We start from the raw sequence: 25106 nt of genomic DNA, 5'->3' as shown, positions 1-25106 counted from the left end.
GAAGGAGCCCGTGTGCCCGTCGACACAACCTGGCGGCCATGAACGCGACGTAGACGTCACGTCAGCAGCATGGCTCCGCGCCGGGCCGGGCGAGCCCAAAATATGACCGCGATGGAGTGAGCTGACCGAGACTTGACCATCTCCGGCACATCTCCCCCGGCCGGCCGATCCGCCCTCGGGTCCGTGACGCGGCAACGCCTCCCCCAAGCCCAGGTCAAGGCTGGGAATGCACACGTCCTAGTAAGACGTGATGACCCCTCGATCCCCCCTGAGCGTCCGACACGATCGGGTGACCGAGACGGGCGAGATCGCGGCAAACGGCATTCGCGGGGGGAAACGCATGGACTCAACAGTGGTCGTGGGAGCGGGGCCCGCCGGGCTCACCGCGGCCTACGAGCTGGCCCGGCGAGGACACCCGTGCGAGGTCTTCGAGGCCGACCGCGTGGTCGGCGGCATCAGCCGGACGGAGGAACGCGACGGCTGGCGCTTCGACATCGGCGGGCACCGCTTCTTCACGAAGGTGCCCCGGGTGGAGGACTTCTGGAACGAGATCCTCGGCGAGGAGGACTTCCTGCTCCGCCCGAGAATGAGCCGCATCCACTACGGGGGCCGTTTCTACGACTACCCGCTCAGGGCGTCCAACGCCCTGCGCAACCTCGGTGTCCTGGAATCCCTGCGCTGTGTCGGCTCGTACGCCTGGGCCAGGATCAGGCCGCCCGCCGACCAGTCCACCTTCGAGGGCTGGGTCGCGGCCAGGTTCGGCCGGCGGCTCTACGGGATCTTCTTCAAGACCTACACCGAGAAGGTGTGGGGCGTTCCCGCCGCGAGTATCCAGGCCGACTGGGCCGCGCAGCGGATCAGGGACCTCTCCCTGGGCAAGGCCATCGCCGCCGCGCTGACGCCGGGGAGGAACCGCAAGGAGATCACGAGTCTCATCGAGGAGTTCCGCTACCCCAAACTGGGGCCGGGCATGATGTGGGAGGCCTGCGCCGACCGGGTCCGCGAGCGGGGTTCCACCATCCACCTCGGCACCCGGGTCGAACGGATCCGCCGCCACCACGGCCGCCTCGCCGTCACCGTCCGCCACGACGACGGCGAGAACGAGAGGGCCGGTGTCGTTCGTCCGGCGGGCGGCGACGTCCACGACGACGGCGTTCGCCCGTATGGCGGCGCCCTTCGGCAGGACGGTGACCGCCAGGACGGTGCCGGGGGCGCCGTCCGCGAGGTGCACTGTGACAACCTCATCTCCTCGATGCCGCTCAACGCCCTGATCCGCGCGTTCGGGCCGGACGTGCCCGATGTCGTCGCGGAGGCCGCCGCGGGGCTGAAATACCGCGACTTCCTCACCGTCGCGCTGGTCGTCCCCGAGCGGTTCTCCTTCCCCGACAACTGGATCTACATCCACTCCCCCGAGGTCCGGCTCGGCCGGGTGCAGAACTACGGTTCCTGGTCGCCGTACCTGGTGCAGGCGGGACGGACCTGTCTCGGCCTGGAGTACTTCGTCAACGAGGGCGACGACCTGTGGCGCGCTCCGGACGACGACCTCATCGCGTTCGGCACCCGGGAGCTGGAGCGGCTGGGCCTGGTGACCCCCGGCTCGGTCCGGCAGGGCTACGTGGTGCGAATGCCGAAGGCCTACCCCGTCTACGACGCCGGTTACGCCGGCAACGTCGAGGTGCTCAGGAAGTATCTCGACGTGGAGTGGCCGGAGATCCACCCGGTCGGCCGCAACGGCATGCACCGGTACAACAACCAGGACCACTCCATGCTCACCGCGATGCTGACCGTGGAGAACGTCGTCGACGGAGCCGGGCACGACGTCTGGCAGGTCAACGTCGACGCGGAGTACCACGAGGAGCACACGGGACGGCCGAGGACCCCGAGGGTCACGAGGGGAACCGGCCGTGACGCCCCCGTCCTCCTCGCCGGCACGCCCACCTCGGGCTGAGTGCCCACATCCAACACCAGCGATCCCATGACGCCTTGCCCTGCCGTTGCCGCCTCCGCCCCGCCGAGCGCGGACCACCGCGGGTCAAGGCTCTCCTCCCAGCCGCCTTGGAGTTGCGCGCCATGACAACACAGCCGTACACGGTCCCGGACGTCAGCGTGATCGTCATCACCTACAACGACGCGGCCCGGTTACCCCGGGCCGTGCGCTCCGTTCTCGGCCAGACGCTCAAGAACCTCGAAGTGATCATCGTGGACGACTGTTCCGGTGACGACACCCCGGCGGTGGCCAAGGCGCTCACCGAGGAGGACGGCCGGGTCCGCTACCTGCGGCTGCCCGCCAACAGCGGCGGCTGCGGCGCGCCGCGCAACACGGGCATGGACGCCTCCCGCTCGCCCTTCCTGATGTTCCTCGACAGCGACGACGAGCTGCCCAGACACGCCTGCAAGAGCCTCCTGCTCGAAGCGGAGGCGACCGGCGCCGACTTCGTCATGGGCACCGTGGAGCGCGTCGACGAGGCGACCGGCGCCGTCACCCTCTGGTACCCCCAGCTGTTCGCGGAACGACGGGTCGTGGACGGCATCCGCGCCGAACCCGAACTCCTCTTCAACTGCCTCGCCACCAACAAGCTGTACCGGCGGACCTTCCTCGACGTCACCGGCATCCGTTTTCCCGAGGACATCCACCATGAGGACATCGTCTGGTCGACGGAGCTGTTCTGCCGCAGCAAGCTGTTCGCCGTCGTGCCGTGGCCCGTCTACCGCTGGCTGCTCGCCGCCACCCCGGCCACCAGGTCGATCTCGTCGCGGCGGCACGAACTGGAGAACGTTCGCCAGCGCGTCGCCGCCGCCGTCCTGAGCGACCGCGCCCTCGCGAACACCCACTCCCTCGACCTCAAGGAGGACAAGGACTTCCGCTTCCTCTCCCACGACCTCCGCCTCTACCTGGGCGACCTGCCCCAGCGTGACCCGGCGTGGATCTCCGACTTCGCCGACATCGTCATCCCGTACGTGGACACGCTCGAACCCGCCGCGATCGAGCGGCTGACCAGGGCGGAGCGGGTGTGCCTCCAGCTCGTCCGCGAGCGGCGCGGAGCCGAGGCGGCGCTCGCCGCCGTCGAGCTGGGGGGCAGGCACTCCGTCCCGCCCCGGGCGGTCACGGCGGACGGCGATCGGGTGTTCTGGGGGACGGTGCCCCCTCAGGACGAGCGGGCCAGGAGCGAACTGGACGTCACCGAGCTGCGCCTGGCCGAGCAACCGCTGTCCGGAGCGCTGCTGCGGCACGAGCTCATCGACCTGCAGGCGTCGAGGGACCGGATCCGGTTGCGCCTGCGAACCTACGACCCCGGCCGGGTGCTCGACGGCCGCACGCTGACCGCGTGGCTCCGCGTCGGCGGCAGGAAGAGGACGATCACCTCGATCCCCGTCCAGATGGCCCCCGTCGTGATCGAGTCGCTGGAGGAGCGGGAGAAGAAGAGCCCGAGAGGGCTCGAAGGGCAGTGGGAGCCGGAGGAGCCGGAGCGGACGAGGATCCCGCGGATGACGGGAGGTCCTCCCGAGGGGACGGGAATCCTGGAGGGGACGGTGACGATCTCCCTGCCGGAGCTGGAGTGGCCGGACAACGCCGTCAGGCCGCAGGCGGTCATGATCTCGCTCCAGGAGGGCGAGCGCGGGAACCTCAGGCCCCTCCTCGCGGTCCCGGGGTTCTCGTTCACCTCCGTGGGCACGGTGGGCTCCGGCCGCCTCGTCCTCGAGGCGTCCGCCGACCTCCCGTTCCGCCTCATGGCGCGCAGGCTCGGCCCCGCGGCCAAGCGGCGTTTCCCGAGCGTGCCGGAACTCTGGCGTGGCCTGCTCGCCGACCTCGCCACCCCCCGCAACCTGGGCCGCTTCTACCGGCTGGTCAGCATGACGGTGCCGGTGAGCCGGAACCTGGTGCTGTTCGAGTCGGCCGAGGGCACCGGCTACACCGGCAACCCGCGCTACGTCCACGAGGAACTGCAGCGGCGCGCCACCGGCCTGCGGGCGGTCTGGTCCCACGCGGACGTTCCCGAACGTTTCCCTGAGGACGTCGGTCTCGTCCGGCGCGACACCTTCCGCTACGCCTGGACCCTGGCGCGCGCCGGACACTGGGTGGACAGCCACAACCTGCCCTACTGCTACCGCAAGCGCGGGAGCACCCGCTACCTGCAGACCTGGCATGGTCAGGTGCTCAAGAAGATGGGCCTGGACGAGCCCAGGCACCGGACGCAGCCGGCCCTCGCCAGGAAGTACGCCGAGGCGGTGGCACGCTGGGACGCGCTGCTCACCCCGGGCCCCGACTTCCTGCGCGACTTCGCCGAGGCGAGCGGGTTCAGGGGCGAGCTGATCCACGCCGGATACCCGCGCACCGACGTGCTGGTACGGCACATGGAACCGGCGCAACGCGAGCGGGCGCGGCAGGTGAGGGAGTTCTTCGAGATCCCCGCGGGAAAGCGGGTGATCCTCTACGCACCCACCTACCGCGACAACAGGCGCTTCAGCGGCGACTCGATCCGGCTCGACCTGCCCGCCCTCGCCGGCGCGCTGCCCCCGGACTGGGTGATCCTGGTGCGCGCCCACCCCTACGACCGTTTCACGGTGCCCGACCCGCTCGGCTGGCTCGTCCGGGACGCCTCGGCGTTCCCCGAGGTCAACGACCTGATGCTCGCCTCGGACGTCCTGGTGACGGACTACTCCTCGATCATGTTCGACTACGCCTGTCTCGGCAGGCCGATCCTCTACTACGTCGACGACTACGAGCGCTACGCCTCCGCCCAGCGGGGGATCTGCTTCGACCTGGCCGAGGTCGCCCCGGGGCCGCTGCTGCGCGAACCGGGCGAGCTGGCCGAGGCGCTGGAGCGGCTCACCGAGATCACCGAGAGGTACCGGCGGCGCTACGCGGAGTTCCGCGACCGCTGGTGCGGCCTCGACGACGGGCAGGCGAGCGGCAGGGTCGTGGACGCGTTCTTCCCGGAGGTCATGCGTTGAGATCGCGAGACGTCTTCTTCCTCAGCACCGACGGCGACTCGATGGGCGGGTCCCAGCGGGTCATCCACACCCTGGCCCAGGGCCTCGGCTCGCGGGGGCACAGGGTGACCCTGATCAGCATCAATCCCTCCCGGCAGCCGCAGACCTACGTCGCCGACCCCGTCTACCGGCACGCCACGCTGTACGACACGCCCGCCCCCGAGCCCGCCGCCCGCTCGCTGCCGTGGCGCAGGGGCAGGCAGAGAAGGAGCCCGGAGGAGGTCGCCGCCGCGAAGCGGAAGCTGCTGCGGCTGACGGACCGGATCGACGTCGGACACGGCGGACACGGCGGACACGGCGGATACATGGTCATCGCCTCGCCCTGGGCCGCCCACTGGATCGCCGACCTGCCCATGCCGCACATCGCCAAGATCGGCCAGTACCACCAGTCGTACACCGAGGCGGTGGACTCACCGAACCTCAAGCTCATCAAGAAGCACTACGCGCACCTCGACAAGGCGCTGTTCCTGTGCGACGACTACGCGGCATCCTTCACCGCGCACCGGCTCGCCAACTGCGGCACCATGCTGAACCCGGTCAGCGTCTTCCCCGAGGAGGCGGCCCCGCTGCGCAACCCGCGGATCGTCTCGGCCGGACGGCTGGTCAGGGTGAAGCGGATCGACCTGCTGATCGACGCCTTCGCCGCCGCGGCCCCGGCCGTCGCCGAGCCGTGGGAGCTGCACGTCATCGGCGACGGGCCGCTTCGGGCGGCCCTGGAGGCGCAGGCCGCCCAGACCGGCCTCGGCGACCGGATCGTCTTTCGCGGACAGGTCGAGAACGTCGAGGCCGAGTACCTGGACGCCTCTATCGTCACCCTGAGCAGCGACTTCGAGGGATGGGGGCTGGTCCTCGCCGAAGGCGCGGCCTGCGGGCTGCCCGCCGTGGCCTGCGACGCCTCGGCGGGGGTGAGGACCCTGGTCGAGGACGGGGACAACGGCATACTGGCCGAGCCCGGAGACACCGGGAGCTTCGCCGCCGCCCTGGAGCGCCTCATGTCCGACGCCGAACTGCGCCGCAGGATGGGGGCGAGGGGCAGGGAACGGATGAGGAGGTACCGGCTGCCGCGCGTCCTGGAACGCTGGGAGGCGCTCTTCGACGAACTCGACCGCTGACGACCGGGCCCGCGTCCTACGGATCGGAACGGGCGAGGTGCCCCGCCTCCCGCAGGAGCAGCGGAACGAACAGGACGCCGACGAGGATCGGCGACACCATGAACCGGAAGTCCGGCGCGGTGTTGGTGAGGATCACCCCGATCTGCTGCCCCGCGACCACGGCCGCCCCCGCGAGTGCCGCCCGGCTCCCCGTCCGCCACCAGGCGAGCGCGGCCGTGGCGTAGGTGAGGTAGCACCAGAAGGGCGCCCGCCAGAGCAGCCATTCGAACTGCCTCACCGTGCTCGCGTCCAGCGCGAACAGCCCGGCTGCGAGCAGCCCTTCGGAGATCGGCCGCCGCCGCATCGCCGAGGCCGCCGGGGAGCCCTCCCAGCCGTCGGGGAGCCGTGGGTCCCCCAGGGAGAAGCGGTAGAGCTCACCGCCGGGCTCGCCCGAGGTCGGGCCGACCTGCCAGGCGAGCGCGGCGCGGCAGATCCTGGCGCCCAGGATCGTGCCGGGCGCGCGGCCCAGCAGCCCTCGCCACAGTTCCAGGATCTCGGACATCCGCTGTTCGGCCCGCGCGTGGCCGAACCCGGGATCGAAGAAGACCCGCGCCATGGTCTGGCAGGTCGCCCCCCGCCGCCAGACGTCGAGCGGGGCGATCTCCGCCAGGAGTTCCCGCTGCTCGCGGTCGAAGAGGTGGGGTCTCTCCCCGTACGCCACGGCGAGGTCGCCGAACACCGTCTGGTAGGCGAACGAGCGGGACGGCGACGCGATGCCCATCGCCGGGTAGCCGACGCTCAGCAGGAGCGGCGGCGCCGCCACCGCTCCGGCCGCGAGCGCCGCGACCCGCCGGCGGGCTCCCGGGCGGCCGGCCAGGAGCGCGACGAGCGCGACGGCGGCGACCAGCGCCACGAGGAAGCCGTTGTTGCGGAAGAGCCCCAGGCCGAGCAGTTCGGCCCCGAGGGCGAACAAGCGCGGGTCCCACGCCCACCGGCCGCCCCCGCGCCCGGCCCTCCCCCGCCCGCCGACCCCGGCCGCGTACCACATCCGGCCCTCACCTCGCACGACGCCTCCGGCCGCATCCCCACCGGGCCGCGCCCCAGGCCGGGTCATGAGCCGTACCGCGGTGCCGGCGGCCAGTACGGCGCACACGGTGAACGGCACGTCCTTCCACATCGACACCGTGAAGGCGCCGAGCGGCGGTGACAGCGCCGCGCACCCCACCGCCACGAGCAGCGGGCGTCCCCGTACCCCCAGCGGCCGGATCGCGCCCGCGAGGTGGGCCAGGGCGGCGGCCATCGCCGCCGTCTGCAGGAGGGTGACCGCGGACAGGTCGCCGGTCACCTTCAGGGAGAGCCCGAGCAGGGCGTCGTAGGCGACCGACTGCCCGGCCACCCAGGGGCCCGTCGTGACGTGCGCGACGTAGGTGACGGAGTCGGGGCTCATCAACCCGGGGTGGAAGCCGAGCCACCAGCCGAGCAGCGCGAGCTGGGCGGTGGCGTAACAGGCGAGCGTGAACCGCCGGTCGCGGGCCGGCGCCCCATCGGTCGCCCCGAGCCCTTTATCGACCGGTTTCAAGCTCGCCGTACTGATCGTCATTTTTCCCAGCGCGCTCCTCCGGGGGACCGACGCCCATCATCGAATACGCCCGAGGTGCGCCCCGCACGCCCACGGCCCGCTATACGCACTCATGACCTGGGGAAACGTCAAGTTTGTGCTGAGCGAAGACGGCATGCCCCGGCCACGGGAGAGCGTGCCTTTCACAGGACATCGTGACGCTTCTGCCCCAGGAGGCATCAGGCACCTCGATAGGATGCCCATTCGACCGACGTCGATTTGACCCGGAGCTCCCCTCATGAAGTCTCCTGTCCGAATGTTGCTGGCCACATCCTGTGCGCTGGCCATGATTTCCGTCCCGACCACCGCGTGGAGCGCGGAGAAGCCCGAACCGAAGGCCACCACGGCGAGCAAGGCCAAGCCCGCCCCCAAGGCCAAGCCCACGCCGAAGCCCGTGGACTGCGCGAAGGTGAAGTGCATCGCGCTCACCTTCGACGACGGCCCCGGCAAGTACGCGGACAAGCTGCTCGACACCTTCAAGAAGTACAAGTCCAAGGCGACGTTCTTCCTTGAGGGCCAGTACGTGAAGTCCCGCCCCGCGTTCGCCAAGCGGATGGTCACCGAAGGCCACGACATCGGTAACCACAGCTACACCCACCCGCACCTGCGGGAGATCTCGGAAGACAAGATCCGCGAGGAACTCACCAAGACCCAGGACATCGTCAAGAAGGTCACCGGCAAGTACCCGACGACGATTCGCCCGCCCTACGGTGAGTTCGACGAGCGGGTCTCGGCGATCGCCACCCAGATGAACATGCCGATCATCCTGTGGAACGGCGGTTCACGAGACTGGGCGACCAAGAACGAGAAGGCCATCTACGACGAGGTGCTCAAGAACGCCAAGCGTGACGGGGTCATCCTCATGCACGACTGGGTGGAGCAGACCGTCAAGGTGATGCCGAAGCTGCTGACCGCGCTCCAGAAGCAGGGCTACCACGTGGTGGCCGTCTCCTCGCTGCGCGGCGCCAAGGCCACCCAGCCCGGAGACGTCTACCCCGTCGGCTCCGAGAAGGACAAGGACCTGCCCTCCGAGTCGCCCACCGGCGACCCCGAGGACTACGCCCAGTCCCCCGAGGACGGCTCCTGAGCCGTTAAACCCTCACCGCACCGCAGGGGCGACCTCTCGGGGGTGATCCGCTTGAACCCTCACCGCGTGGGGGCGATCTCGCTGGAGGACGGCCTCCGGGCCGGCCGCCTGCCCAGCCGCTGCATGGGAAGCTCCACGTAGCGGTAGGTGAGCAGGCTCAGGCCGAGCACCACCAGCACGAACGCCACCGACAGTGAGACCTGCACCACCTGCCCCGCGTTCCGCACGTCACCGACGACGACGTGCGCGATCCGCAGGAGCGGGTGGTGCAGCAGGTAGACCGAGTAGCTGACCAGGCCCAGCCAGACGAGGAACCTGGGCAGCCGTCGTTCGCGCAGGGCTATCGCACCCGCGAACGACGCCCCGGCCAGCGCGATGGTGGTGAACCACGGCCCCGGCTGTACCCACCACCAGCCCGCCTGCTCCGCCCAGACCGGCGCCAGCGCCACGAGCACGGTCGCCGCCGCCACGGGCCAGAGCCCGCCCGAACCCTGCTCCCAGCGGCGGATCGCGGTCCCGGCGAACATCACCGACAGGATCGCCGCACCGAACCACGGCACGAAACTCGAAAAGATCAGAAGCACCAGCGCCGTCGCACCGAGGACGTACGCGGCGGTCCTTCTGAACCGGCCGCCGATCAGGCACGCCAGCCCCACGAAGAACAGCACCCCGGACACGTACGCGGGCCAGGGGCCCTGTAGCAGCGGTGCCGTCAGCACCAGCCCCACCGCGACCGCGACGACACCGAAGCCCACCGCGAAGGTCCCGCTCGCGCGGTGCAGCCCGCCGACGAACAGCGCGGTGACGACCAGGTAGAAGACCATCTCGTAGGAGAGCGTCCACATGGTGTCGGCGAGGCCGCCCCTGCCCACCACGTCCAGCAGCATCGTGGCGTGCGCGGCCACCGACGACAGATCCCTGGGCACCTGCTCGCGGACGGGCATCCAGAACGCCATCACCAGGACGAGCGCCGAGACCAGCAGGTAGATCGGGTAGAGCCGGAACACGCGACTGATCCAGAACGCCCTGACATCGCCGTGCCTCTCCAGCGAGACCGGGATGATGTAGCCGCTGACCAGGAAGAACACCAGGACGCCGTACATCCCGAGGTTGAACCAGTACGGTCTCAGGGCGGGCATGAACCAGGGCAGCATGTGCTCCAGCAACACGGCGACCGCGCCGATGCCACGCAACGCGTCGAGCCACGCCAGGCGGGCGACGGCGGTCTTGGGGGAGTCTGCGCCGATGGGGGTGGTGGAAGACACCCACCCCAACTTACCCTTCGCCCTCCCGTCAAACGGCGCCAACCACCGAGGAGATCCCTCCCCCGTCGGCCGCCGAGGCGGCTACTCCCACTCGATGGTGCCCGGGGGCTTGCTGGTCACGTCGAGCACCACCCTGTTGACCTCGCGAACCTCGTTCGTGATGCGGGTGGAGACGCGGGCGAGCACGTCGTACGGGACACGCGACCAGTCGGCGGTCATCGCGTCCTCGCTGGAGACCGGGCGCAGCACGACCGGGTGACCGTAGGTGCGGCCGTCGCCCTGGACACCCACCGAGCGGACGTCGGCGAGCAGGACGACCGGGCACTGCCAGATGTCCCGGTCGAGACCGGCGCGCGAGAGCTCCTCGCGGGCGATGGCGTCCGCCTCGCGGAGGATCTCCAGGCGCTCGCGGTTCACCGCGCCGATGATGCGGATGCCCAGCCCGGGGCCGGGGAACGGCTGGCGCCAGACCATCTCGGCGGGCAGGCCCAGTTGCTCCCCCGCCCGGCGCACCTCGTCCTTGAACAGTGCTCGCAGCGGCTCCACCAGCGAGAACCGGAGATCGTCGGGGAGGCCGCCGACGTTGTGGTGGGACTTGATGTTGGCGGTGCCGGTGCCGCCGCCGGACTCGACCACGTCGGGGTAAAGAGTGCCCTGGACGAGGAAGTCGACGGGGCCGTCGGCGAGGATGGCGCGCTGCTCGTCCTCGAAGACCCTGATGAACTCGCGACCGATGATCTTGCGCTTCTCCTCGGGGTCGACGACCCCGTCGAGCGCCTTCAGGAAGCGCTCCTGGGCGTCGGCCACGCGCAGCTTGACGCCGGTGGCGGCCACGAAGTCGCGCTCGACCTGCTCGGCCTCGCCCTTGCGCAGCAGCCCGTGATCGACGAAGACGCAGGTCAGCCGGTCACCGATCGCCCGCTGGACCATGGCTGCGGCCACCGCGGAGTCGACGCCGCCGGACAGGCCGCAGATGGCGCGGCCCTCGGGGCCGATCTGGGCGCGGATCGCCTCGACCGCGTCCTCGACGATGTTGACCATCGTCCAGGAGGGGCGGCAGCCCGCCGCGTCCAGGAAGTGCTTCAACACGGTCTGGCCGTGCTCGGAGTGGAGGACCTCGGGGTGGAACTGGACGCCGTACAGGCCCAGCTCGGGGTGCTCGAAGGCGGCGACGGGCGTCTGGGCCGTCGCGGCGGTGACCGTGAACCCCTCGGGGGCGGCGGAGACGCTGTCACCGTGGGACATCCAGACCGACTGCGCGGCGGGCAGCCCCGCGAAGAGCACACCCTCCTCCTCGACGTCGAGGTGGGTGCCGCCGTACTCGGCGGTGCCGGTCCTGGCCACCTTTCCGCCCAGTTCCTGGGCCATGACCTGGAAGCCATAGCAGATGCCGAAGGTCGGCACGCCGGTCTCGAACAGGCCCGCGGGGGCGGCGGGGGCACCCTCGGCGTACACCGAGGAGGGGCCGCCGGACAGGATGATCGCCTTGGGCTTCTTCGCCATCATCTCCTCGACCGGCATCGTCGAGGGGACGATCTCGGAGTAGACGTGGCATTCACGCACCCTTCGCGCGATCAGCTGCGCGTACTGCGCGCCGAAGTCGACGACCAGGACCGTGTCGAACTCAGACACCAAGACCCCCAAAAGGAACAGAGCGGTGTCCCCAGTCTATCGGCGCCCGTCAGCCCGCCCGCTCACAGCCGAAAAGATCTCCCGCCGCCCCGCTCACCCGGACCGGGAAGGACTCCTGCCTGCCCGCAACGGGAAAGACTCCTCCCTGTCCGCGCCGGAAGGGGATTCCCCTCTACCCGCGACCGGGAAGGACTTCCCCGCCGTCGTGCCCATCCGCACGGTCCCCTCGGCCGGAGAACGAGGGCAGCGTCCCGGCGATCAGTGCCTCGGTCTGCTCGCGCAGGATCTCGGCGTAGCCCGGGTGGGTGAGGACCAGGAAACGCTCCTCGCGGATGGCGGCCACCGCGGCGCGGGCCACCTCGGCCGGGTCGATGCCCTCCTCCACCAGGCCGCCGATGATCGCGGCGGAGACCTCCTCGTCCTCGTCCTCGGCGCGTCCGGCGGCCACCAGGTTCTCCGGCCGGTGGCGGCCGGAGTGGTTGAGGCCGGTGCGCACCCCGCCGGGGCACAGCGCGGTCACCCGGAGCCTGGAGCCGGCCGCCGCGAGATCCTGGGCGAGGGACTGTGAGGCGGCGAACGCGGCGTACTTCGAGACCGAATAGGGCCCCAGGTAGGGGATGGCGAACAGTCCAGCGGCGGAGACGGTGTTGAGGATGTGCCCCTCGGTGTCCTGGTCGATCATGCGGGGTACGAAGGCCCGGACGCCGTGGAGGATGCCCCACAGGTTCACCCCGAGCGGCCAGGCGAAGTCCTCCGGCTCCCTCGTCCACATTCGGCCGCCCTGGAATACCCCCGCGTTGTTGCACAGCACGTGAACCGCGCCCAGCTCACCGAACGTACGGTCGGCGAGGTGCTCCACGGCCACCGGGTCGGAGACGTCGGTGATCTCGGTGAGGACCTTGCCCCCGTCGGCGACCGCCTCCACCAGCGAGGCGGTGTCCGCGAGATCTCCCGGCTCGACGTCGGCGAGCATGAGGGACATCCCCTCCGCGGCCAGGCCCAGCGCGAGCGCTCTCCCGATCCCGCCGCCCGCCCCCGTGACGACCGCGACCTTGCCCGACAACTCCCGCATGGCGCTTCCTCCCAGCCCGATGGTTACGGATCGTCGTACCTCCAGGCCGCTGGTTCACACCTCGCGCTCCTCCGGTTCGTGCCGGAGGGCGTGGTCGAGGAGGCCGAGGGGCGGGGAGCCGAGGTCGAGCATCGCGGTGTGGAAGCGGTTGAGACCGAAGCCGGGACCCCACTCGGCCCTGGCGCGGTCACGCAGGTCGAGGATCTCCAGCTTGCCCCAGGTGTAGCGGCCGTAGGTGGGGTCGAAGGTGGCCCGCGCCGCCTCCGACAGGGCCGCGGGACCGGCGAGGTGGGTGTCGGCGGCGAATCGCCGGGCCCCCTCCTCGACGGTCATCGCACCGGAGTGCACCCCGATCGCGCAGGCCAGCCGGGTCACCCTGATGAGCGCCTCCAGCCACACGCCGATCTCGAAGCGCGGGTCGCCCGGGGCGAAGTCCTCCTCGACGCAGAGCTCCTCCGCGTAGTGCGCCCAGCCCTCCGCGAAGGAGAGCGACATCAGCGTCCGCCGCACGTCGGAGCGGGCGTGGCGCAGGGCGCGGCCGTGGGAGAAGTGCCCGGGAGCGACCTCGTGCACGTTGATCGCGGGAAGCGTGGTGTCGCTGAAGACCTCCAGCCACTCCTCGATGTCGCGCTCGGGCCACGAGGGGTCGGGCGGGGTGACGTGGTACCACGAGGGACCGTCCGGCTCGCCGGGTGCCGACCAGCTCATCATCGCCATGCCCCACCGGCGTGACTCGGGCGCGATGCCGACCAGGCACTCCCCGTCGTGATAGGGCACCAGGTCCTTCTCCCTGGTGAAGGCGATCGCCCTCTCGGTGCCGACCCTGGCCGCCTCGATCACGCCGTCGGGGTCGGGGTGCCGCCTGACGAGTTCGCGCGCGACCTCAAGCGGCGGCCGTCCCGCGAGTCCCAGCGCGGCGCACGACTCCGCCAGCCTGGCCATCAGGCGGTCGCGCTCGGCGTCGGCGCGCTCGGCGAGCCGCCCCAGGTCGACCGGGAGGCCCTCACCGCCACCCATGAGCCTGGTGAGCCCCTCGGCGCCGAGGGAGGCGTCCGGGTCGCCGTCGTGCGCGGCCTTCTCGACGTGCTGCACCAACCGGGCATGCGCCCTGAACGCCGCCTCACGCACACTCTCCTCGGCGTCCCCGGGCACCCCGGAGGCCAGACCGCGCACCACTCCGAGCAGGGCGGTCGCGACGGGGGCGCTGAGCAGGTCGAGCGAGGCGATCGCGCCGTCCACCGCCTCCGGCCAGCGGGCCAGGTGCGCGAGCTTGGCGGCGTTCCGCTCGGCCTCCGGGGCGTACTCGCGGTCGTAGGTGGCCAGGTCGAGGTTGCCCACATGCTCCAGAGGGTTGCGGCGGTGCAGTTCCAGCTCGCCGAACTGCACCCGCACGGCCTTCTCGAAGATCTGCAGGTGCGCCGCGTCGTACGGATCGGCGGGCAGCGGCCCCCTGCCCAGCGCGGCCAGCCCGGTGCGCACCCCCTCGGGCGAGAGGTCCTGGATGAGTCCGTCGTACTCGTGCCGCCCGGCCATTTCCCTGACGTTGGAGACGGTGAGGTCGCACACCGCGCGAAGGCGGCCGTCGAGTTCGCTCATGACCGCGACGCTATATCAGCGAACCCTCCCGAACCCGAGAGTAAGCACTATCCGGACGCCCCTCCCGGCGCTTCAAAGCTTTGGGCAGGCAGGCGACATCGATCCCGCCAAGCCCGTCCGCGTCCAACGACTTGACCGCGCATTCCCCCATTACCGAGGGTCGCAGCGCGGGTTAGCGAGTTCAGAGGGAACATGAGCCCATGACCATCTACAGCTTCGACCTGCACTTCACGGCTCCGAGTGGTGAAGCCGTGATCGACGCTCTGTACGAGGCCGGATGGGACGACGCCACGGTGTCGTTCGATCCCGTCGCGGGGGGACCCGGCGTCGCCACGTTCGACCGCGAGGCCAGTGGAGCGGTGGAGGCGATCGCGTCCGCGATCGCCCAGGGGCGCTCGGCGGGAATCGAGGTGAGCGAGGTGAGCGAGATCCCGTGACGCTCGCCGAGATCACCTACCGCCCGCCCCTCGGACTGGGGAAGCTCAGAACGGTATCCAAGTGGATCGAGTGAGTCGTTCAAGAGCAAAGCCACCAGCGGGCCCAGACGGTTTTGCCAGGATGGTCGCGGAGCGGGGTGACGCCGGAGTCGTGCGCAAGGGCCTCGACGATCGTGAGACCGCGCCCGTGCAAGGCGTCGGTGTCGAGGCGAAGGTGGCGGGGCTGCCCCGGACTGTGGTCGGCGACCTGGAGGAGGAGTTCGCCGGCTCCGGCCCGCAGGGAAAGGGCGGCCGGGGCGTCGCCGTGGACGACGGCGTTGGCGAGAAGCTCCCCGGCAACGAGGACCACATCGTCGGCAAGGTGTCGAAGCTCCCAGGCGTTGAGGGTTTCATCCACCAGGGCGCGGATCTTTGCGATCGCCGAGGGGTCGTGCGGCACGTCCCAGCGGGCGGTACGGGGGTCGTCCGGGACATCGGGCATCGTGGCTCCTCGGAGTGCCGGTGGGGTGTGTTCGCTCTCCCGCGTCCTTGAGGGTGGTGACGGGGCGGGTCGGGTTTCGTGGATCGGCTGAAGCGGTGGCGAGGGTTGCTCGGCAGCCCGCATCACATCGCGGAGGCCGTCGGCGGTGCTCGCGTGCACGATCAGGGGTTCTGGGGCGTACCAGAGGGTGACAGCGTGAAAGCACCGGGTGGCCGGTCCGTACCAGACGGCCCAGGCGGGTTCGATCAGATCGAGCTGCCGAGCGCAGGCCATGCTGGCCGCGTCCCAGCACCGGGGACCGACCGGAGAGACGGATGCGCCCCGCCGGTGCCGCCCGGTCGGCCGTTCCCTGCCTTCCCTTTCGCTCACACCGTCACCGCCGAGGCGGTACGGCTCGCGCCCATCGGACGCGAGCCTGAGAGGTTCGGCGGCCATCCACGTCGGTGAGGAGGAGCAGCCGGTGCCACGGGCTGCTCCTGTCGCCGATGCCGTCCAGGCGAGTAAGCCGGGAAGTCGGGCCGCAGCGGGGGACGAGCCGTACGGGGTGCGGCGTGCAGCGGCGGACGGGAGGTCGGAGGTTCGGGCCGGAGGGTCGGTCGCGTCGGCACGGCCACCGCCTGGGACCGGCCGCACAGACCGAGACTCCTGCGCGCGGACATCCGGGCGCGGACCTGCTCGGCGGTGGGCTGCTGCCAGTCGTGGCGGGTTCGGTGCGGCAGGCTGGTGGCCTCGTGGGCGTACGGAGGATGCCCACACCAGCGGCAACCGAGCGGCATCGGCGGCTGGTCGGCGTGCCAACGGATCCGGATCGGTCTGGGGTTTCCTTTGGGGTTGTGCATCGGATCGGACCTCCTGCGTCCGGTCAAAGGGCTCACCCCCGGCGTGCGATGCCATGGCTCGTCCGGGGCGCCGTAGATGCTGAAGTGGAGCGGCCATGTTCGGCCTGCCTTCAGAGAAGCGTCGGCCCCCGTCTCCTCACCAGCGCGTGTGCCAGATGCGCACGCCGTGTGCAGGATCTGCATATCCAGACTCTTGGAGATGGACAGCGAGAGTATGGTGACTAAGAGAAATCATGTCGTGACAAGGAGTCGCGATGGGTGGGCAACCGATCACACGCGATGACGATCAATGGCAGTCGCCACAGTTACGGACACTGATCGCCGCCCATGACGTCGGTGGTGTCATCAGGTTCGCGCGGCAGCTACGGAGCTGGAAACAGGCCGACTTGGGAAAAGCCTCGGGCTATTCAGCCTCGACGATCTCCCGACTGGAGACAGGTCAGCGTGCGGGGATCGATTTGCAGGTGCTGCGCCGCGTCGCCCACGCAGCCGGGGTACCCGGTCATATCCTCGGCGCGCTGATCAATCCGGTTACGGTAGCCGAAACGATGGGTCAGCTCGCGAAGGAAGACCTGATGCGCCGCCGCACTCTGCTGTCCGCCGCCGGACTCGCCATCCCTGCCCATCTGCTGTCCAGGCTTGATGACGCGCTGGCCATCCCGCCCGCATCCTCCGCTCCCCCCTTGCCCGAGCAGATCACCTCTCGTCTGACCCGAGCGCGAAGTCGCTTCGACAGCGGCGATCTGGTTCGGCTTGTCGCCGATCTGCCTGACCTTCTGGCCCTGGCTCACGAAGCGGCCGACGGCCGAGAAGCGGGTGCCTGCGCGCGGGCGGCCGCCTGCTACGACCTGGCGACCGCGATCCTGAACAAGATCGGGAGGTATGAGGCGAGCAGGATCACCGCAGACCGCGCCGGCGTGTTCGCGAGCCTGTCCGGCTCCCCGATCAGCATGGCCGCCTCGGCGCGTTCCCTGGGCATCGTGCTCCGCCACGAAGGCCGCCGGAAAATCGCCGACCAGCTCACTCTGCAGGCCACCCACCGCCTGGAGGCCGCAGGACTCGGCACGCCCGCCCACGCTGCCGCCTACGCCCAGATGCTGTGCACCTGCGCCTACAACGCCGCACAGGCGGGAGACCGAGACCGCGCCCTAGAGATGATCAAACAAGCCGCACACGTCACCGCCCGGCTTCCCGCGCGAGCGATCCCCAATCAGCCCTTCAGCATCGGCCCCGCGCACGTCAGCCTGTACGAGATCGGGGTGCACTGGTCCCTCGGCGACGCCGGAGCGGCCCTGCACGCCGCGCGCGACGTGCATCCCAGCCAGCTGTCCACCCCCGAACGACGCGGACGCCTGTACACCGATCTTGCACGAGCATGGTGGCAATGGGGCAAACCCGAACAGACCACGGCGGCCCTGTTGAACGCCTTCCGACAGTCGGCCGACGAGGTCCGCACTCGGCCTGCCATCCGCGCGATGGCGGTGACCCTGATCGACCAGCATCCTCGGGTGGCCGGTGTGCAGGCGCTCGCCGCCGCCATCGGCTATCGACGCTGATCTGCGCAGCCCTCGCGTCCTGCGGCCTTCTCGACGTGCTGCATCAACCTGGCATGCGCCCTGAACGCCGCCTCACGCACACTCTCCTCCGCCTCCCTCCTCCGCCTCCCGGAACCTCGGAGGCCAGACCGCGCGCCGCTCCGAACCCGGGAGTCGGCACTATCGGGACGACTTCCCGGCGATGATCTCCAGGGCGGAGCGGGGTGCCGTACCGAGCAGGCTTCGCAGGTCGCCGTCCGTGCCGTCCATGAACCCGTTCGCGATCGAGGAGTAGGTGCCCACCAGCATCGGGACCTGGAAGGACGCCAGGCCCAGGGCGGTGAACGCCTCGCGGGCCTCGGCGAGAGTGCTCGGCTCGTACGAGACGGTGCTTCCGGTGGCCTCGGTGAGGGCGGCGGCCAGCTCCGCGCCGCCGACCGCCTCCTCCCCGACCAGCTCGTACGTTCGGGCCGCGTGCGCGGAGGCATCGGTCGCGACCAGGGCGGCCACGTCCGCCAGGTCCTCGCGAGCCACCGCGGCGAGCCGTCCTGAGCCCAGCGGCGCGGTGATCCTGCCGTCCACGACGGGTGCGAGCGTCGCCAGCAGCTCGGCGTAAAGGCCGTTGCGCAGGATCGTCCAGTTCGCGGTCCCCTCACGGAGCCTGCGCTCGGTCCAGCGGTGGGCGAGCGCGTAGGCCAGGTGGTCACCGGCGGCGCTGAGGCTGGTGTAGACGATGTGCGAGACCCCGGCCTTCTCCGCCGCCTCGATCGCCGCGCCGTGCCTGGCGATGACCACATCGTCCTCACCGTAGCCCGCGGAGATCAGCAGCAGCGTGTCCACTCCGGCGAAGCCCTCCTCCAGCGAGGCGGGGTCCTCGAAGTCGATCAGACGGCTCGGCATCCCCGCGGGGACCGCCTCCGGGGCGCGGCTGCCGATCACCACGTCGTCCCGTCCCGTCAGCCGCGCGGCGACGAGCCGCCCCAGTGCGCCCGTCGCCCCTGTCATGAGAATCATGGAATCTCCCCCGTGTAAGTAGTTCTCTTCGGTAACCGGGTCCATCATCGATAACCAGGACGCGTGGCATAAGGAGGCACTTCGATGTCAGTGGGGCACACCGCGGTAACCACGGAGCCGGTCGTCTCCTGCGGGGACGAGGACTGCGGCATCCGCGAGGTCCTCGACCGCATTGGCGACAAGTGGTCGGTGCTGGTGATCGTGGAGCTGGCCCAGGGGGTGCGCAGGTTCCGCGAACTCCAGCGGGCCGTACCCGGCATCTCGCAGCGGATGCTCACCTTGACCGTACGCCGCCTGGAGCGCGACGGCCTGATCTCCAGGACCGTCCACGCCGTCGTCCCGCCGCAGGTCGACTACGAACTGACCCCGACCGGGCACAGCCTCACCCACCTGGTGCGGGCCCTCGCCGACTGGTCGGCCGAGCACCGCGACGGCATCGCCGAGTCGCGCCGCCGCTGGGACGCCGCCCACCCCGACTCCGGCATCCGCTGAGCCCCGCCGAGACTTTCCCGTGCCGGCTTCAGTCGCACACCGGGATTTTGGCTGTGGCTCGTGGCCGAACTCACGGCAGGACCGGCACCTCCCGTCAGGTGATGTCGACGATGGGGAGACGGAGGGCACCGGGGGCGGCGGTGGGGACGGCGGGGTTCGCCGGGGCGACGGGTGTGAGGCGGGCGTACGGGGAGCCCTGGGCGGGGCGGGTGTCGGGCTCTCCCCGGTTGGGCCACAGCGCCATCGCGCGTTCGGCCTGTGCGGTGATGGTGAGGGAGGGGTTGACGCCCGGGTTGGCGGAGACCGCGGAGCCGTCGACGACGTGCAGCCCCGCGTAGCCGTGGACGCGGTGGTAGGGGTCGATCACCCCGGTGTCCGGCCCGGCGCCGATGGCGCAGCCGCCCAGGAAGTGGGCGGTGGCCGGGATGTCGAACAGGTCGAGCCAGGAGCCCGCGGGCACGCCACCGACCTCCTCGGCCGCGTGCCGGACGAACTCGTGACCGGCCGGCAGCCAGGTGGGGTTGGGGTCGCCGTGGCCCCGCCGCGAGCGCAGCCCGCGGCCGAACACCCCCCTGCGCGAGGACAGGGTGATCGAGTTGTCCTTGGCCTGCATGACCAGCGCGATGATGCCGCGCTCCGACCACCGGCGGTGGTTGAACATCCTCGCGGCCCGACGCGGCGCGCGCATGGCCTCGCCGAGGAACCTGAGCCAGCGCGGGGCGCCGCCTCCGTCGACGAGCAGGGTGCGGAGCATGCCCATCGCGTTGGAACCGTCGCCGTAGCGGACCGGCTCGATGTGCGTGTGGGCGTCGGGGTGGATCGAGGAGGTGATCGCCACCCCCCGGTTGAGCTTCTCCCCCGTGACCGAGAGGCGCTCGAACCCGAGCAGCGCCTCGGAGTTGGTCCTGGTGAGTGCGCCCAGGCGGTCGGAGAGGCCGGGCAGCGCACCCGAGGACTTGAGCCGGTGCAGCAGGCTCTGGGTGCCGTACGTCCCCGCGGCGAAGATCACGTGCTCGGCGGTGAGCACCCGGCGGCGCCAGGGCGCTCCCGTCCTGCGCACCTCGACCCGGTATCCGCCCTCGACCGGGGCGACCGAGGTGACCGTGGTCTCGGCGAAGACTTTCGCCCCCGCCCGCTCCGCGAGGTGGAGGTAGTTCTTGACCAGCGTGTTCTTGGCGTTGTGGCGGCAGCCCGTCATGCACTCGCCGCACTCGGTGCACCCCCTGCGGCGCGGCCCCGCGCCGCCGAAGTAGGGGTCGTCCACCTCGACGCCGGGGGTGCCGAAGAAGACCCCGACCGGCGCGAGGTGGAAGGTGTCGCCCACGCCCATCCGTTCGGCGACCGCGCGCACCACCTCGTCGGCCGGGGTGACGGTCGGGTTGAGCGTCACCCCCAGCATGCGTGAGGCCTGGTCGTAGTACGGGGCGAGCTCGGCCTTCCAGTCGGTGATGGACGACCACTGGGCGTCCTGGAAGAACGCGTCCGGCGGCTCGTAGAGGGTGTTGGCGTAGACCAGGGAGCCTCCACCGACCCCGGCGCCCGCCAGGACCATCACGCCGGTGCCCTTCTCGCCCCGCAGCACGTGGATGCGCTGGATGCCCTTCAGACCCAGTGCCGGAGCCCACAGGAAGTCGCGGATCCGCCAGGAGGTCCTGGGGAGCGTGGTCTCGTCGAAGCGGCGGCCCGCCTCGAGCACGGCGACCCGGTAGCCCTTCTCCGTCAGGCGCAGCGCCGAGACGCTCCCGCCGAACCCCGATCCGATCACCAGCACGTCGTGGTCGAACACGGCGGCTCCCTTCGAACGACGACCTCCATCGACCTCAGCCGGCCCGGCGACCTTGACGGCCCTCGGCGGGCCAGGCTCCGCGTCTTCGGCGCGGCCGCCCGGGAAACCTCGTGCCCCGGACGGCCCAGGCGACTCCGCGTCCCGGGCGGCCCCGTGACGCTCACTTCAGGCGGAGCGTCTTCATGAGCTTGAAGGCGGTCGCGAGGGTGTCGGCGTACTTCTCGTACGCCATGCCGAGGACCGGTTCGAAGCCCAGCCAGGGCGCCTGGCTGGAGACGGTCTGTCCCTCGGTGTATCTCAGCAACCCCTCGGTCCCGTGGCGGCGGCCGAGGCCCGAGGACTTCATGCCGCCCATGGGCGCGTCGTAGGAGGCGTAGGCCGAGGCGTACCCCTCGTTGATGTTGACCGTGCCCGCCCTGATCCGGGAGGCGAGCGCCCGCCCGCGCGGCACGTCGCGGGTCCAGACGGAGGCGTTGAGCCCGTACGCGGTGTCGTTGGCCCGCTCGACCGCCTCGTCGTCGTCGCCGAAGCGGTAGATCGCGACGACGGGGCCGAAGGTCTCGGCGCGGCACATCTCCATGCTCTCGTCGACGCCGGACAGGACGGTGGGCTCGTAGAACAGCGGGCCGAGGTCGGGGCGGGCCTTGCCTCCCGCGAGGAGGGTGGCGCCCTTCGCGACGGCGTCGTCCACGTGGGCGCCGACCGCCTCCAGTTGCCGCGCGGAGGAGAGCGAGCCCATCTGCACGTTCCAGTCGAGCCCCGCGCCGAGCCGCATGTTGCCGACCTGCCGGACGAACCGTTCCACGAACGCGTCGTACGCGGAGTCGTGGACGTAGAGCCGCTCGACCGAGAGGCACAGCTGTCCGGCGTTGGTGAAGCAGGCGCGCAGCGCGCCCTGGGTGGCGGCGTCGAGGTCGGCGTCGTCGAGCACGAGCATCGGGTTCTTGCCGCCGAGCTCCAGCGAGCAGCCGATCAGCCGCTTCGCCGCCTCCTCCGCGATCTTCCTGCCGGCCCGGGTCGAGCCGGTGAACGCCAGGTAGTCGGCGTCGTCGAGCAGTGCCTCGCCCACCTCCGCGGGGTCGCCGAGGACGACCTGCCAGATGTCGCGGGGCATGCCGAGGGAGACGAGCAGGTCGATCGTCCACAGCGTGGACAGCGCGGTCTGGGTGTCGGGCTTGTGGACCACGGCGTTGCCCGCGAGCAGCGCGGGGACGGCGTCGGTGACGCCGAGCGAGAGCGGGTAGTTCCACGGCGAGACCAGGGCGACCGTTCCCCGGGGCCGGCGCGTCTCGACCGTCCTGGTGGCGACGGGCAGGATCCCCGCCCGTCTCTTCGGCTCCAGCAGGCCGGGGGCCCGCCGCGCGTAGTACAGGGTGCAGCCCGCGACGTCGAGGACCTCCTCGAAGGCGTGCCTGCGGGCCTTGCCGGTCTCCCACTGGACCACGTCGAGGATCTCCTCGCGGCGGTCGAGGATGGCGTCGTGCAGGCGCAGGAAGGGCTCGGCGCGCTCCCGCGCGGACCTGGCCGCCCACTCCCGCTGTGCCTGTCGCGCCGAGGCGTGGGCGGCGCGGACGTCGTCGGCGGTGGAGATGGGCATCTCGGCGAGGACCTCGCCGGTGAACGGCGCCGTGATCTCCCGCGTCTCGCCGCCGGAGGTCACGTGCCGCAGGACGCGCTCGATCATGCGGGGGTCGAGGACCCGTGTCATCGCTGCCCGCGTCATTTCAGGGGGAACGGCCATGTTCGCAGCGTAATCGTGGGAGGCATGCCGTGGCTACCGGCGAGTAGCGCGGTGTTGAACCGCATGCTCTCCCGATCCGTCGTAGGGGCATGAGGACATCGATTCGTACGGCCGGCGCGGTCACCCTCGCCGCGGCCCTGCTCGCCACGGCGTGCAGCTCGACGGAACCGAAGACCGCCGCGGGTCGTACGGCACCGGTCGAGCTGGGAGACGTCAAGCTGGTCTCCTACAGCGGCTGCGACGACATGCTGGCCGGTCTGCGCGCGGCGACGGCCGAGAACGTCGGCCCATGGGGGATCGGCGGTCCCGCCATCATGTTCGCGGAGGCGCGGTCGCTCGCCTCCGACACCGCGGCCAAGAGCGGGTCCGGCGCGCCCGAGCACTCCACCACGAACACGCACGAGGCCGGGGTCGACGAGCCCGACCTGGTGAAGACCGACGGTGAGCGGGTCGTCGTCGTGAACCGCGGCGTGCTGCGGGTGGTGGACGCCGCGACCAGGAAGGTCACCGGCACGCTCAGGCTCGTCGACGCCGAGCAGGCGTGGGCCCCGGCCGATCTGCTGGTCAGCGGTGACCGTGCGCTGGTGCTGTTCTCCGGCGGCGGGATCATCCCGTACGGCGCGACGGCCAAGCGCCCGGCGAGTCCCGGACCGCGTTACGTTCTCGTCGACCTGTCGGAGAAGCCGAAGGTGATCGGTTCGCTCACCCCCGACGGCGCCCACGTGGACGCCAGGATGGTCGGCTCGACCGTACGGGTCGTGGTCCGTAGCCAGCCTCGGATCGAGTTCCCCGACCCCGGCCCCGACCTGTCGGAGAACGAGCGCACCCGGCGCAACGCGGAGATCGTCGCGAAGGCGCCGATCGAGGCGTGGCTGCCGAAGTACGAGCTGACGACCGCCGACGGCGTGACCTCGGACCGTACGGTCGACTGCGGCCAGGTCAGCCACCCCGCGGAGTACACGGGGACGTCGATGCTGACCGTGCACAGCCTCGACCTGTCGCAGGCCCTCGCCGAGACGTCCCCGATCAGCGTCGCGGCCGACGGCGACACCGTCTACGGGACGGGCTCCAGCCTGTACGTGGCGAGCAACCCGCGCTGGTGGTGGCCACGGCCGGTCGATCTGCCGATCGTCGAGGACGCTCCGGCGACCTCCGAGCCGTCCGAGCCGTCCGACTCCGCGACCGTCACCGCCGTCCCGGGGACGTCGACCGGCGCGCCCGACTCGGCACCGACCGCCGCGCCCTCCCTGACGCCGAACGCCGCGTCGACCTTGACACCCGCCCCCGCCGTCACCCCGGCGTCCGTCTCGAACGCCGACCCGGCCCCGAGCCTGCTCCCCGAGCCGCCCGCCTCACCGGTCCCCGACCCGTCGGTGACCGGCACGGCCTCGCCGAGCGACCCCGCCGCACCGACCGTCGCCTCGCCCACCCCGGTGCCCGCGACGCCCGCCCCTGCCGAGCCGACCCCGCGGCAGCCTCCCGAGGAGACCGAGGTCCACCGGTTCGACATCACCGCGGCCGGGGCACCCCGCTACGTCGCCTCGGGCAAGGTCTCCGGCAGGCTGCTGAACCAGTACTCCCTGTCGGAGCACGAGGGACACCTGCGGGTCGCCACCACCTCGACGAACGGGCAGGACAGTTCAAGCGCCGTCTACGTGCTCGACGCCGACACCCTGGCCAAGACCGGCGAGGTCGGCGGGCTCGGACGGGGCGAGCGGATCTACTCGGTCCGCTTCATCGGCCCGGTGGGCTACGTGGTGACGTTCAAGCAGGTGGATCCGCTCTACACGCTCGACCTGCGCGACCCCGCCGCGCCGAGGAAGACGGGCGAGCTGAAGATCACCGGCTACTCGGCGTACCTGCACCCGGCGGGTGACGGGCGGCTGATCGGCGTGGGCCAGGAGGCGAGCGAGCAGGGCCGTACGCTCGGCACCCAGGTCTCCCTGTTCGACGTGAGCGATCCGGCCAACCCGCGCCGCCTGTCGCAGATGTTCCAGAAGGACTCGGGCTCGGAGGCCGAGTGGGATCCGCACGCCTTCCTGTACTGGGCCAGGACGGGCATGGCGGTCCTCCCGTTGAGCTCGTGGGGAGGCCCCGAGCCGACCAACGGGACCGCCCTGGTCCTCAGGATCGACGACTCCGCGGTCACCAGGACCGGCACGATCAGTCACCCCAGGCCCAAGCCGGTGGAGAACACCCGCTTCGCCGCGTACGATCCCGGCATCCGCCGCTCGGTCGTGATCGGCGAGAGCCTGTGGACGGTCTCCGACCTGGGCCTCAAGGTCAGCGACATGAAGGACCTCGCCGACCAGGCGTGGATCCCCTTCTCCTGAGCCCGGCTCCCGAAGCCTCGGAACCGCGGCCCCCCCCCCCCCCCCGGGGGCCGGCCGCGTATGTTCGGATTAATCGCCAAAAAAAACCAACAAAA

At 70.9% G+C, this 25106-nt stretch carries 17 protein-coding genes; 8 read left to right on the top strand and 9 right to left on the bottom strand.

The window, feature by feature from the left end:
- The first annotated feature begins 340 nt into the window (after positions 1-340).
- From ABT352_RS08010 to ABT352_RS08000, 3 genes are all read left to right on the top strand, one after another.
- Positions 341-1948, top strand: coding sequence for an NAD(P)/FAD-dependent oxidoreductase (locus ABT352_RS08010; protein WP_350943376.1), 1608 nt, complete (start codon positions 341-343; stop codon positions 1946-1948).
- Between the two features lie 122 nt (positions 1949-2070).
- Positions 2071-4953 carry a CDP-glycerol:glycerophosphate glycerophosphotransferase gene (locus ABT352_RS08005; protein ID WP_350943374.1) on the top strand — a complete coding sequence of 961 codons (2883 nt, stop codon included), beginning with the start codon at positions 2071-2073 and terminating at the stop codon, positions 4951-4953.
- Positions 4950-6104, top strand: a complete 1155-nt coding sequence (locus ABT352_RS08000; RefSeq protein WP_350943373.1) for a glycosyltransferase — start codon at positions 4950-4952, stop codon at positions 6102-6104. The genes ABT352_RS08005 and ABT352_RS08000 overlap by 4 nt, the downstream gene beginning before the upstream one ends.
- 16 nt (positions 6105-6120) lie before the next feature.
- Here ABT352_RS08000 and ABT352_RS07995 read toward each other — a convergent pair whose 3' ends face one another.
- Positions 6121-7683, bottom strand: coding sequence for a hypothetical protein (locus ABT352_RS07995; RefSeq protein WP_350943371.1), 1563 nt, complete (start codon positions 7681-7683; stop codon positions 6121-6123).
- 274 nt (positions 7684-7957) lie between these two features.
- Between ABT352_RS07995 and ABT352_RS07990 the strand changes: the two genes are divergently transcribed.
- The gene (locus tag ABT352_RS07990; RefSeq protein ID WP_350943369.1) at positions 7958-8788 is read left to right on the top strand and encodes a polysaccharide deacetylase family protein; all 831 of its coding nucleotides are present in this window, start codon (positions 7958-7960) and stop codon (positions 8786-8788) included.
- A gap of 59 nt (positions 8789-8847) precedes the next feature.
- Here ABT352_RS07990 and ABT352_RS07985 read toward each other — a convergent pair whose 3' ends face one another.
- The 4 genes from ABT352_RS07985 to ABT352_RS07970 all read right to left on the bottom strand — a co-directional run bounded on the left by ABT352_RS07985 (position 8848) and on the right by ABT352_RS07970 (position 14353).
- Positions 8848-10053 (bottom strand): acyltransferase family protein, encoded by a 1206-nt coding sequence (locus ABT352_RS07985; RefSeq protein ID WP_350943368.1) that lies wholly within the window; start codon positions 10051-10053, stop codon positions 8848-8850.
- Between the two features lie 81 nt (positions 10054-10134).
- Positions 10135-11706: a glutamine-hydrolyzing GMP synthase gene (gene guaA, locus ABT352_RS07980; protein WP_502992838.1), complete on the bottom strand. Its 1572-nt coding sequence runs from the start codon at positions 11704-11706 to the stop codon at positions 10135-10137.
- 151 nt (positions 11707-11857) lie between these two features.
- Positions 11858-12757 carry an SDR family NAD(P)-dependent oxidoreductase gene (locus tag ABT352_RS07975; protein WP_350943365.1) on the bottom strand — a complete coding sequence of 300 codons (900 nt, stop codon included), beginning with the start codon at positions 12755-12757 and terminating at the stop codon, positions 11858-11860.
- A gap of 54 nt (positions 12758-12811) precedes the next feature.
- Positions 12812-14353, bottom strand: a complete 1542-nt coding sequence (locus ABT352_RS07970) for a DUF885 family protein (RefSeq protein ID WP_350943364.1) — start codon at positions 14351-14353, stop codon at positions 12812-12814.
- 200 nt (positions 14354-14553) lie between these two features.
- Between ABT352_RS07970 and ABT352_RS07965 the strand changes: the two genes are divergently transcribed.
- Positions 14554-14790: a hypothetical protein gene (locus ABT352_RS07965; RefSeq protein ID WP_350943363.1), complete on the top strand. Its 237-nt coding sequence runs from the start codon at positions 14554-14556 to the stop codon at positions 14788-14790.
- Between the two features lie 79 nt (positions 14791-14869).
- On the opposite strand, the gene ABT352_RS07960 is transcribed toward ABT352_RS07965, so the two are convergent.
- Complete coding sequence (locus ABT352_RS07960) at positions 14870-15271, bottom strand: ATP-binding protein (protein WP_350943362.1); 402 nt, start codon at positions 15269-15271, stop codon at positions 14870-14872.
- A gap of 1093 nt (positions 15272-16364) precedes the next feature.
- Here ABT352_RS07960 and ABT352_RS07955 point away from each other — a divergent pair.
- A complete protein-coding gene (locus ABT352_RS07955; RefSeq protein WP_350943361.1) occupies positions 16365-17666 on the top strand; it encodes a helix-turn-helix domain-containing protein in 1302 nt (433 codons plus the stop codon).
- Positions 17667-17825: 159 nt separating this feature from the next.
- Here the strand turns inward: ABT352_RS07955 and ABT352_RS07950 are convergent, their stop codons facing one another.
- The gene (locus ABT352_RS07950) at positions 17826-18659 is read right to left on the bottom strand and encodes an NAD(P)H-binding protein (protein WP_350943360.1); all 834 of its coding nucleotides are present in this window, start codon (positions 18657-18659) and stop codon (positions 17826-17828) included.
- Positions 18660-18743: 84 nt separating this feature from the next.
- Between ABT352_RS07950 and ABT352_RS07945 the strand changes: the two genes are divergently transcribed.
- On the top strand, positions 18744-19151 hold the full coding sequence (locus ABT352_RS07945; RefSeq protein ID WP_350943359.1) for a winged helix-turn-helix transcriptional regulator: 408 nt from the start codon (positions 18744-18746) through the stop codon (positions 19149-19151).
- Positions 19152-19245: 94 nt separating this feature from the next.
- Here ABT352_RS07945 and ABT352_RS07940 read toward each other — a convergent pair whose 3' ends face one another.
- Both ABT352_RS07940 and ABT352_RS07935 read right to left on the bottom strand, forming a co-directional pair.
- Positions 19246-20937 (bottom strand): GMC family oxidoreductase N-terminal domain-containing protein, encoded by a 1692-nt coding sequence (locus ABT352_RS07940; RefSeq protein ID WP_350943358.1) that lies wholly within the window; start codon positions 20935-20937, stop codon positions 19246-19248.
- Between the two features lie 160 nt (positions 20938-21097).
- A complete protein-coding gene (locus ABT352_RS07935) occupies positions 21098-22678 on the bottom strand; it encodes a succinic semialdehyde dehydrogenase (protein WP_350943357.1) in 1581 nt (526 codons plus the stop codon).
- Positions 22679-22767: 89 nt separating this feature from the next.
- Between ABT352_RS07935 and ABT352_RS07930 the strand changes: the two genes are divergently transcribed.
- Positions 22768-25011 carry a beta-propeller domain-containing protein gene (locus ABT352_RS07930; protein WP_350943355.1) on the top strand — a complete coding sequence of 748 codons (2244 nt, stop codon included), beginning with the start codon at positions 22768-22770 and terminating at the stop codon, positions 25009-25011.
- Positions 25012-25106 lie beyond the last annotated feature (95 nt).

Source organism: Streptosporangium sp. NPDC000563, from assembly GCF_040299985.1.
GTDB lineage: Bacteria > Actinomycetota > Actinomycetes > Streptosporangiales > Streptosporangiaceae > Streptosporangium.
This window is presented reverse-complemented; position numbering and strand designations above follow the sequence as displayed.